Consider the following 8,586-nt stretch of genomic DNA (forward strand, 5'->3'; position numbering starts at 1 on the left):
CGATTCGTCATCGATTCGCGCCGTTGGGGCGGGCCAAAAACTGGGCCAAACCCTACCGATCGCGCTCGACCCGGTTCGAAGCACCACATCGTCACCGATGCCAACGGCACGCCGCTTGCCGCGATCCTGACCAGCGCGAACGTCAACGACGTCACGCAATTGCTGCCGCTGATCGACGCGATTCCACCGATTCGCGGATTGCGCGGCCACCCACTGCAGAGACCGCGTGTGGTCTACGCCGACCGCGGATACGACTCCGAGCGACATCGAAAAGCGTTGCGCAATCGTGGTATCGAACCGGTGATTGCCAAGCGTCGTACCGAACACGGCAGCGGCCTTGGAAAATATCGCTGGGTCGTTGAACGCACGCATGCTTGGCTGCATCACTTCCGTCGCCTCCGTATTCGTTTCGAACGCCGTGCCGATATTCACGGCGCGTTCCTCAAACTCGGTTGCTGCCTGATCTGCTGGAATACGCTCCGACGCGCCGAGCAGTCTTTATGAAACCGTCTCTAAGGAAGAGCCCGCGGCACGTGCGGGCAATCGGGTGTCGTCGTTCGCGGCGGTGGCGAATGGCACCGCGCCGCCGTGTGAATTGCTTCACCGGTTTTATATCCGAACCGTCAGGAGGCTTTGTATCTCAACGTATCCGTGTGCGAACACGACACACGGCGATTCAAAAAACGTGCGGAAAACGCCACGTTCGGGCGGCCGCGCGGCACACGCGGCCCCGCACGTCGATACGTCAGAACAGCTTGGCGATCGCGGGCACGCTGAGCACCGCGACGTAGTAGCCCATGAACTGCACGCCCGTGTTGAAGGCGAACAGGCGCGACAGCATCCCGCCGAACAGGCCGATCGTCACGATCACGGCGAGCCCCAGCAGTTGCCCTTCCCACACGCCGATCACGACGATCAGCCCCGCGAAGGTCGCGATGATCGCCTCGTGGCTCAGCTTGCGCGCGACGAACGATGCCGCGCGGTGCGCGTGGTGCATCGCGAGCGGATACGCGATCAGCGCCGCCAGCAGGATCGACAGCAGCCCGTAGCCGAGGAACTCGGGCCAGCTCATCAACGTATGCAGGTTGTGGATCTGCCCGGACGCCGCGTCGACCGTGAAGCGCGGCGGCGCATTGAACAGCGGCGCGGCCGGGCCGGCCGCCACCGGGCTCAGCGGCAGCCCGAATGCGATCAGCGGAATCAGCGCCTCGGCGATGTAGGTCGCTTCCGTCACGCCGTTGCGCGCGGCGATCACGGTCGTCAGGCGCTGGTACGCATGACGCACGCGCGCGCCGACGATCTCGCCCATCAGCACCGTCATCGCGACCGGGCTGAACACGAACGTCGCGCTCGACACGGCAGCCGTGCCGATCGTCCACGCGACCTGCTCGCGGTCGAGCACCTTCAGCGGGCTCGGGAAATAGCCGCGCCAGCTTTTGACGTCGGGCGCGAGCACGAACGTCGACGGCCCGTCGCGGCGCATGCGCCGACGCTCGGCCGGCGACAGGATCGAAAACAGGTCGGCCACCAGCGGCCCGATCGCGATCCCGAGGAAGTAGCTGACGCTCAGCTTCACGCCGTAACGGCCCGTCAGCGCCTGCAAGCCGACCACCAGCATCACGAACGGCACGAGCAGCAGCACCGACGCCCAGTGCCCCGCCGAGAAGTACGCGATGCCGATGGCCGCCGCGAGAAACACCCACGGCGCGGCCTTCGCGATCGCCGTACCGAACGGCGCGAGCAGCGCCGCGAACAGCACCGCGAGCGGCAGCGCGACGAACGCGGCGACGATCGCGCCGGAGATCATCTTGCGCAGCGCGATGTGCGGCACGCCGAGCGCACGCAACAGCGTCGCCTGCTGCAACAGCGGCGCGGCCATCGTGTCGCCGGGAATACCGAGCAGCGCGGTCGGGATCGAATGCGTGATGTGCTTGGCCACCGCGCCCGCGAGGAAGAACGTGAACACGCCGGCCGGCGGCACGCCGAGCAGTGCGACGAGCAAGGTGAGCGGCGCGATCGTCGTCGTTTCGTCGGTGCCCGAGATCAGCCCGATGCCGGAGAATACGATCGCGCCCAGCAGCCCCATCGCGAACGCGGCCGGCATCGCATGCAGCAGCGCGTCCATCAGCGGCCTCCCGCGCGTGTGCGCTCGGACGATGCGTCGTACGACGCGAAGAGATCGAGCAGTCCGAGCTCCTCCATTTCGGCGCGTGCGCTGGCCGACAGGTCGCTCGTCGAGCCGAGCCCGCCCGATGCTTCGGCGAGCTGCCGCAATGCCTCGTGGCGCTCGGCGCCGCCGGCCGCATGTTCGATCACCGTGCGCTTCGGCTTGAACAGCCTCGCGCAGATCGTGCCGGCCAGCAGGCAGCCGCCGAGGCCGATCAGCATCGCGTAAGCCCGCGCGATCGCCGCGTCGTGGACGAACGACGCGAGCACCACGCGGCCGATCTCGAACGCGCCGAGGCTGATCGCGATGCCGAGCAGCACCGACCACGCGAGATGTTTCGTCGCCACCGTGTCGCCCCACACCTCGACGAGCGTCGTGGCCGACGCATCGGCGCCGGCCAACGACCGCGCGCGATGCGGCGCGGTTGCGACCGCGCTTGAACCGGTCTGTTCCATGTGTCTCCTCCTGGATTGATCTATCGCCGGCCTGGCCGGCGTGGCGCGCTGCCCGCCGCGTTCGCGACGCGGCGGACAGTCCGCGCATCAGCCGCCGCTGCGGCCCGCGAGCAACTCGACTGCGAAGTCGGTGCGCACGTCTTTCGCCGCGACCATCTGCTGCGCGATCCGGTCGATGTCGGCACCGGTCGCGCCCGCTGCAACGGCGATGTTGCGCGCATGCAGCGCCATGTGGCCGCGCTGGATGCCTTCGGTCGCGAGCGCGCGCAGCGCACCGAGATTCTGCGCAAGCCCGACCGCCACCGCAATTTCACCGAGTTCCTGAGCGGACGTCACGTTCATGATCTTCAGCGCGAGACGCGCGAGCGGATGCGTCTTCGTCGCACCGCCGACGAGCCCCACCGGCATCGGCATCTCGATCGTGCCGACGAGGTCGCCGTTGGCGGCCTTCTCCCACGTCGTCAGCGACGTATAGCGGCCGCTGCGGCTCGCATACGCATGCGCGCCGGCTTCGACCGCTCGCCAGTCGTTGCCGGTCGCGACCACGACCGGATCGATGCCGTTCATGATGCCCTTGTTGTGTGTCGCCGCGCGGTAGGGGTCGGTTGCCGCGAACACGTACGCGTCGATCACGCGGTCGATCACGTCTTCGCCGGAATAGGCGTCGGTCGCGAGCGTGGCGGCCGAGTACCGTACCTCTGCGCGGGCCAGCCGGAGATCCGCGAGGTTGGACAGTATCCGCAACCGTACCTGGCCCCCGGTGATCGCTTCGATGCGCGTCGCGACGGTTTCGGCCATCGTGTTGACCGTGTTCGCGCCCATCGCGTCGCGTACATCGACGATCAGGTGCGCGACGACCATCGCGCCGCGCGGCGTGTCGGGGAACACATGGACCTCGATGTCGCGGCAGCCGCCGCCGAGGCCGACGAGCACCTTGTCGCGGCTGTTCGCGAGATCGATCAGCTCGGCCGCGTGCCGCAGGATCGCGAGCCGCGCGCCGTACGGATCGTCGACGCCGATCACCTGCACCTGCGCACGCATCAGCGGGCCGCTGCTCGACGCACGAAAGCCGCCGGCCGCGCGGGAGAGCTTCGCCATATACGATGCGGCCGCAACGATCGACGGCTCCTCGACGGCCATCGGCACGATCACGTCCTTGCCGTTGATCCGGAAGTAGCCGGCCACGGCCATCGGCAGCTCGAACGTGCCGATCACGTTCTCGATCATCCCGTTCGCGGTGTCGAGCGGCAGCGCGCCCGGTTTCGCGAGCAGCGCGTGCTCGGCATCGTCGAGCCCGACGGCACGGGACAGGTGGGACAGGCGTTGCTCGGGCGTGAGCGAGCGGAAGTTCGGCAAGGCGGAATCGATGGGCATGAGGGGTCTGCTGTTCGGGGTGGCGGTATGGCCCGTGGGTGCTTGCGGCGGGCAGCGGATAGCCGAATAATAGTCACGCTGTACCCATTGAAAAGGTACAGAACGCGCAGACAGTCGCCCAACCGTACCCATGACAGTGAGCCGGCCCGACGGAACCCGCCGATGAAACAGCGTGCAAAAGCCAGCCTGTCTGGCGCGATGGCGGACAATCTCGCCAGACAGATCGAGGAAGGCGTGTTGCCGGCCGGCGCGAAGCTGCCTTCGATCAGGGAATACGCTGAGGCGTCCGGCTGCTCGAAGAACACCGTGATCAGCGCGCTCGAGATGCTCGCGGCCGACGGCCTGATCGAGCCGCGCCGCGGCTCGGGCTTCTTCGTCACGCGGCGCGCGGCGGCCGCGCCCGAGATCGACGAACCGAGTTCGCTCGACCGCGCGATGGACATCGTGTGGCTGATGCGCGAGCAGCTGCACGTGAAGCCCGACGTGCTCAACCTCGGCGAAGGTTTCCCGCCGATCGAGTGGCTCGAGGAAACGCGGCTGAACCAGTACCAGCAGCGCATCATGCGCACGAGCGCCGCGTCGCTGTTCCGTTACGGCAGCCGCTTCGGCTACCTGCCGTTGCGCCAGTCGCTGCAGCAGAAGCTCGCCGGCTACGAGATCGAGGCGCCGCCCGCGCAGATCGTGCTCACGCACGGCGCGAACCAGGCGATGGATCTCGTGCTGCGCTACTTCGTGCGCCCCGGCGACGCCGTGCTCGTCGACGATCCCGGCTACTACCCGCTGTTCGGCAAGCTGAAGCTGAGCGGTGCGACCATCGTCGGCGTGCCGCGCGAGATCGACGGCCCCGACGTCTCGAAGCTGGCCGAGCTCGTCGCCACGCACCGCCCGAAGCTGTTCTTCACGCAATCGGTCGGCCACAACCCGACCGCGACCGATACGAGCGCGGCCAAGGCACATCGCATCCTGCAACTCGCCGACGCGCACGACCTGATCATCGTCGAGGACGATGCGCTCGCCGACCTGCGGCCGCGCTTGCTCACGCGCATCGCGACGCTCGACCAGTTGCGCCGGACCATCTATATCGGCAGTTTTTCGAAATCGGTGTCGGCGGCGTTGCGTGTCGGATTTCTTGCGTGCAATGCCGCGCTTGCGAGCGATCTCGCCGATGTGAAGATGCTGACGCATGTCAGCAGCTCGGAATACTGCGAACGTACGCTCGATGCGATCGTCAGCGATGGCCACTTTCTCAGGCACACGAATCATCTTCAGGAGAAGCTGCGGCGCGCGACCGGCACCGCGCTCGATGCGCTCGGCCGTCTCGGCGCGGAGGTCTATCGGCCCTGCGACCAGAACCTGTATCTGTGGGCCGCGCTGCCCGGCTGGCCCGATTCGATGCCGCTCGCGCAGGCGATGCTCGAGCGTGGCGTGATTCTCGCGCCGGGCGCTGTGTTTTCGCCGCAGGCCGATCGTCCGTCGAAGTACTGCCGGTTCAATGTCGCGTATCTCGCGGACAAGCGGTTCGCGCAGGCGTTGAGTGCGGTGGCGTAGCGTGCTCGCCGGACTCGACGGAGCAACCGGCAAGCGCCGTGCGATGCGGGACGACGGTGATAGCCGGCCCGCCATGACAACCATCCATCCGACTCGAGGGGACCGATTTGACCGACGCCAATACCAATGAACCGGGCACGCCCGCGCTGAAGCAGGCTGCAACCAGCACGCCACTCTGGCTCGCCACGGCCTGGACCGTGTTCGGAAGTGCGGCGCTTTTGCTCGCGTGGTTCTCCGGTTACTCGACCGCATTCTGCGATACGCTCGGCGGCGCCGTGGTCTGGGTCGTGTTCTTTTCCGCCGCCGCGATCTTCGGTGTCTCCCGGAATTATCCGGCGTTCATACCCGTCGGCCTGGTGGCCTGCATCGCATTCGCCGCGCTCGCCCGTCGCCTTCCGCGCTTCAAGATCACGTGGCTTCGATTCCTGATTGCGCTGATTAGCGTCTATGCCGCCACGGGACTGCTTACGTGGTTGAGAGACGTCCACAACACATGCCGCATCATTTGATGCGCACGGTGCGCTTCATCGACAAACGCAGGCCGTTGTTCGAACCGGCCCGCGCGCACCGTCGCCCGCCGCCTACACGCGCCGCAACGGCCGGAATCCCGCACGCACTTCACGCGCAAACAATTCCGGTTCCTCCCATGCCGCGAAGTGGCCGCCCTTGTCGACTTCGTTGAAGTAGATCAGGTTGTGATAACTGCGCTCGGCCCAGCTACGCGGCGCCTGGTAGATCTCGCCGGGAAACACCGTGATCGCGGCCGGCAGCGAGATATCCACCGCGTTGAAGTTGTTCGAGTGATCCTCCCAGTAGATCTGCGCGGACGACGTCGCGGTGTTAGTCAGCCAGTACAACGAAATGTCGTCGAGGATCTCGTCGCGCGGAATCGAGCGTTCGGGCACGCCGCCGCTGTACGTCCACTGCGAAATCTTGTCGTACATCCAGGCAGCCTGTCCTGATGGCGAATCGGCCAGCGCATAGCCGACCGTCTGCGGCCGCGTGACCATCATCGCCGAGTAGCCGCAGTTGTCGCGATAGAACGTCGCGAGCTTCTCGTACGCGGCCTTCTCCTTCGGCGACAGCGAGGCCGGCGCGGGCGCATCGGTCGCCAGCAGCGTCGCGATATCCGGCGGCACCGTCGCCGGCATGTTCACGTGAATCCCGGCCAGGCCCTGCACGCGCTGCATCGCCATCCGGTGCGAGATCACCGAGCCGCAGTCGCCGCCCTGCGACACGAAACGCGTATAGCCGAGCCGCGCCATCAGCTCGCCCCACGCTCGCGCGATGTGATCGGAGCCCCAGCCGGTCTTCGTCGGCCGGCCCGAGAAGCCGAAGCCCGGCAGCGACGGCACGACGACGTGGAACGCATCGTCCGCGCTCGCGCCGTGCGCGGTCGGGTCGGTCAGCGGGCCGATCGCCTTCAGCAGCTCGAAGATCGAACCGGGCCAGCCGTGCGTCATGATCATCGGTATCGCGTTCTCGTGCCGCGACCGCACGTGGATGAAATGAATGTCGAGCCCGTCGATTTCCGTGATGAACATCGGGAAGCCGTTCAGGCGCGCCTCGCCCTTGCGCCAGTCGTAGTCGGTGCCCCAGTAGCGCAGCAGCGCCTGCATGCGCGCGAGCCGCACGCCCTGCGATTCGTCGGCGACGGTCTCGCGGCCCGGCCAGCGCGTCGCGGCGATGCGACGGCGCAGGTCGGCCACGGCCTCATCGGGAATGTGCGCGGTGAACGGGCGTATGCCGCTCGCGCCGGTGGCCGCATGCAGCGCGGCGGGCAGCATCGCCGAGACCCCGGCGGCCACGGAAGTGGCCAGCAGGTGGCGACGCATCGGGGAAAACGGTGTGGAAGACATCGTTCGGCATCTCCTTTCGTGAAATGGAAAGTGAACATGCCGCGCGCGGGAGCGCGCCGAGGCTTTCAATCCGGCGCGCCCATGCCACGCGGCGTCGCCCATTTGAAAGGTCCGATGTATCCCGGATTTGTCTGATTTGTACGCGTTTGTAGCTGCTGGCCGCGAGCGGCCAAGCCCGTACGGCCGCCCGCCGGGGTGATATTCAGAGCGCCTTGACGATCGCGCCGTCGACGCGAATGTTCTGCCCGGTGATGTAGCCCGCGCCGTCCGACAGCAGGAACGCGACCGTCTTCGCGATCTCGCCGGTCTGGCCGAAACGGCCGGCCGGAATACGCGCGACGATCTCCGGCGTTTCCGGCCAGCTGTCGATGAAGCCCGGCAGCACCGCGTTCATCCGGATGTTCTCGGCTGCATAGCGTTCCGCGTACAGGCGCGTCCATGCGCTCAGCGCCGCGCGCAGCGCCGACGACACGGGCATCGGTTGCTCGGGCGCATCCGCCGCGAAGCTCGAGATGTTCACCACCGCGCCGCCGCCCTGCTTCTGGAAGATCGGCGTCACCCGGCGCATCACGCGCACCACGTTCAGCAGGATCAGGTCGAGCCCCGCGTGCCAGTTGTCGTCGGTGATCGCCAGCAGCTCGCCCTTCGGCGGATGGCCGGTGTTGTTCACGACCGCGTCGACGCGGCCGTAGCGCGCGATCGTTTCCCGCACGAGCTTGTCGATATCGGCCTCTTCGGTCACCGAGCCCTTGATGCCGAAACCGCCGAGTTCCTCGCCGAGCGCCACCGCGCTGCCCGACGGCGACATCAGCGCGACGCGATAGCCCGTCGCCGCCAGTTCGCGCGCGATCGCCGCGCCCATGCCCTTGCCCGCCGCCGTGATCAACGCTACTTTTTCTACAGTCACGATCCGTTCCTCGTTCCGATTCTGCCGCCGCGCAGCCGCCATTCGGCGCGCCATGGTGGTAATGTAGGCGCATCGATTCCGGCTGTCGAACCAGTATTTCTGCCGTCAGCCGATAGCTTTTCTACAGCCAAACGATGCCGCCACGCCCTTCCCGCCTGCCGCCGCTGAATGCGCTTCGCGCGTTCGAAGTGTCCGCCCGGCACCTCAACTTCCGCGCCGCCGCCGACGAGATCGGCGTCACGCAGGGCGCCGTCGCGCAGCAGGTGCGCCACCTCG

8 protein-coding genes and 1 pseudogene are annotated in these 8,586 nt (G+C 67.1%); 4 read left to right on the forward strand and 5 right to left on the reverse strand.

The genetic code is table 11. The features are described 5' to 3' along the window. Nucleotides 1-504: pseudogene (locus AC3IFE_RS16540) on the forward strand (IS5 family transposase); the annotation flags it as partial. 241 nt (nucleotides 505-745) lie between these two features. Here the strand turns inward: AC3IFE_RS16540 and AC3IFE_RS16545 are convergent. The 3 genes from AC3IFE_RS16545 to AC3IFE_RS16555 all read right to left on the reverse strand — a co-directional run bounded on the left by AC3IFE_RS16545 (nucleotide 746) and on the right by AC3IFE_RS16555 (nucleotide 3,996). Beyond that, nucleotides 746-2,125, reverse strand: coding sequence for a tripartite tricarboxylate transporter permease (locus tag AC3IFE_RS16545; protein WP_089469053.1), 1,380 nt, complete (start codon nucleotides 2,123-2,125; stop codon nucleotides 746-748). After that, entirely contained in the window at nucleotides 2,125-2,622 is a 498-nt protein-coding gene (locus tag AC3IFE_RS16550) for a hypothetical protein (RefSeq protein ID WP_089469052.1), read from the reverse strand. Before AC3IFE_RS16550 ends, AC3IFE_RS16545 begins: the two co-directional genes overlap by 1 nt. An 87-nt stretch (nucleotides 2,623-2,709) precedes the next feature. Continuing rightward, on the reverse strand, nucleotides 2,710-3,996 hold the full coding sequence (locus AC3IFE_RS16555; RefSeq protein WP_089469051.1) for a hydroxymethylglutaryl-CoA reductase, degradative: 1,287 nt from the start codon (nucleotides 3,994-3,996) through the stop codon (nucleotides 2,710-2,712). Nucleotides 3,997-4,158: 162 nt separating this feature from the next. Here AC3IFE_RS16555 and AC3IFE_RS16560 point away from each other — a divergent pair, with 162 nt between their 5' ends. Further along, nucleotides 4,159-5,544, forward strand: coding sequence for an aminotransferase-like domain-containing protein (locus AC3IFE_RS16560; RefSeq protein WP_489191178.1), 1,386 nt, complete (start codon nucleotides 4,159-4,161; stop codon nucleotides 5,542-5,544). Between the two features lie 107 nt (nucleotides 5,545-5,651). Continuing rightward, nucleotides 5,652-6,053, forward strand: coding sequence for a hypothetical protein (locus tag AC3IFE_RS16565; protein WP_089469049.1), 402 nt, complete (start codon nucleotides 5,652-5,654; stop codon nucleotides 6,051-6,053). 72 nt (nucleotides 6,054-6,125) lie between these two features. Here AC3IFE_RS16565 and AC3IFE_RS16570 read toward each other — a convergent pair whose 3' ends face one another. Beyond that, nucleotides 6,126-7,403 carry an epoxide hydrolase family protein gene (locus AC3IFE_RS16570; protein ID WP_089469048.1) on the reverse strand — a complete coding sequence of 426 codons (1,278 nt, stop codon included), beginning with the start codon at nucleotides 7,401-7,403 and terminating at the stop codon, nucleotides 6,126-6,128. Nucleotides 7,404-7,605: 202 nt separating this feature from the next. After that, the gene (locus AC3IFE_RS16575) at nucleotides 7,606-8,310 is read right to left on the reverse strand and encodes an SDR family oxidoreductase (protein WP_089469427.1); all 705 of its coding nucleotides are present in this window, start codon (nucleotides 8,308-8,310) and stop codon (nucleotides 7,606-7,608) included. Between the two features lie 134 nt (nucleotides 8,311-8,444). Here AC3IFE_RS16575 and AC3IFE_RS16580 point away from each other — a divergent pair. Then, the coding region (locus AC3IFE_RS16580) for a LysR family transcriptional regulator (RefSeq protein ID WP_489191179.1) at nucleotides 8,445-8,586 on the forward strand (142 nt) is incomplete at its 3' end.

It is taken from the genome of Burkholderia sp. APQ4-4ca, from assembly GCF_057837105.1.

Coding starts and splice junctions, on each gene's coding strand:
- AC3IFE_RS16545 (WP_089469053.1), bottom strand. CDS start 2,125: ATGGACGCGCTGCTGCATGCGATGCCGGCCGCGTTCGCGATGGGGCTG.
- AC3IFE_RS16550 (WP_089469052.1), bottom strand. CDS start 2,622: ATGGAACAGACCGGTTCAAGCGCGGTCGCAACCGCGCCGCATCGCGCG.
- AC3IFE_RS16555 (WP_089469051.1), bottom strand. CDS start 3,996: ATGCCCATCGATTCCGCCTTGCCGAACTTCCGCTCGCTCACGCCCGAG.
- AC3IFE_RS16560 (WP_489191178.1), top strand. CDS start 4,159: ATGAAACAGCGTGCAAAAGCCAGCCTGTCTGGCGCGATGGCGGACAAT.
- AC3IFE_RS16570 (WP_089469048.1), bottom strand. CDS start 7,403: ATGTCTTCCACACCGTTTTCCCCGATGCGTCGCCACCTGCTGGCCACT.